We start from the raw sequence: 208 nt of genomic DNA on the forward strand, positions 1-208 counted from the left end.
GTTGATGCTGATGTAGAGGCTACTGCGCTAGTACTTGCTGATGTAGACGCTACGGCACTTGTTGAGGCTGATGTAGACGCTACGGCACTTGTTGATGCTGATGTAGAGGCTACTGCGCTTGTGCTTGCTGATGTAGACGCTACGGCACTTGTTGACGCTGATGTAGAGGCTACCGCGCTAGTACTTGCTGATGTAGAGGCTACCGCAC

Annotated in this window: 1 pseudogene; it reads left to right on the forward strand. The window is 52.4% G+C overall.

The features are described from left to right. A pseudogene (locus tag KV696_RS09885) lies at positions 1-208 on the forward strand (adhesive domain-containing protein); the annotation flags it as partial.

It is taken from the genome of Streptococcus humanilactis, assembly GCF_019448275.1.
In the GTDB taxonomy this organism is placed as follows: domain Bacteria; phylum Bacillota; class Bacilli; order Lactobacillales; family Streptococcaceae; genus Streptococcus; species Streptococcus humanilactis.